The 820-nt window shown below is 68.4% G+C and carries 1 protein-coding gene; it reads left to right on the plus strand.

Going from position 1 to position 820, the window contains the following annotated elements; translation table 11 throughout:
- Positions 1–381 precede the first annotated feature (381 nt).
- On the plus strand, positions 382–681 hold the full coding sequence (locus AC1RM7_RS23820; RefSeq protein ID WP_393986812.1) for a DUF736 domain-containing protein: 300 nt from the start codon (positions 382–384) through the stop codon (positions 679–681).
- The last annotated feature ends 139 nt before the right edge of the window (positions 682–820 follow it).

Genomic DNA, 820 nt, shown 5'->3' on the forward strand with positions numbered 1-820 from the left:
CGAAGCCGTGTTGGGCGCGGCGCGTGTCGTTGTGTCGGGAGGCATGGTGGCCGTGACGCCGGGAGGGTGACGCGCCGGCGGCGTCGGGCCCGCGGATGAGGTCCCGATCGCCAGCGCCGATCTCTGCCGACAAGGCCGGCGAAGCCCCCGTGCGGCCTCTCTTCTGGGCTGGTCTGGCGCCGGGCCGGCCTCAGCCTGCAACGGCTCCGCCGACCTTCTTCCCCTGACCGCAAGCGGTCATTCCTCGCGGGACAACAAGCTCGGCTGCCGCCGTCCTCCGCTCGCGCTGCGGCCCTGTGGATGCAGTCGGCCGGTCCGTCGCCTCTCGACCGCCATCGAGGTCGCATCGGGCGGCTTCGGGCAACTCTCAGGAGAACGACAATGGCTCAGATCGGCACCTTCACCCGCGACGAGAACGGCGCCTATGCCGGGATGATCAAGACCCTCGCCCTCAATGTTAAGGCCACCATCAAGCCCTGCGAGCGCGACAACGACAAGGCGCCCGACTATCGCGTCACCGCCAACGGCGTCGAGCTCGGAGCAGGCTGGAGCCGGACCGCCCGCGAAACAGGCGCCGAGTACCTCTCGCTCAAGCTCGACGATCCCTCCTTCACCGCCCCGGTCTACGCCTCCCTCGTCCAGGGCGACAAGGGCGAGCACAAGCTCATCTGGTCGCGATAAACCGCCCAACGGCGCTCCGCTCACCGCGGGGCGCCAGCCTTCTACCCTCGGCATTATGCGGAGTGAAATCGGGCCAAAGCGGCCGGAATCCAAGCCTCACAGGCCAACTCGCCGCATAATCCCGCGCTCCGCATAATCG

It is taken from the genome of Afipia sp. GW822-FHT03D08, assembly GCF_058801645.1.

Coding starts and splice junctions, on each gene's coding strand:
- AC1RM7_RS23820 (WP_393986812.1), top strand. CDS start 382: ATGGCTCAGATCGGCACCTTCACCCGCGACGAGAACGGCGCCTATGCC.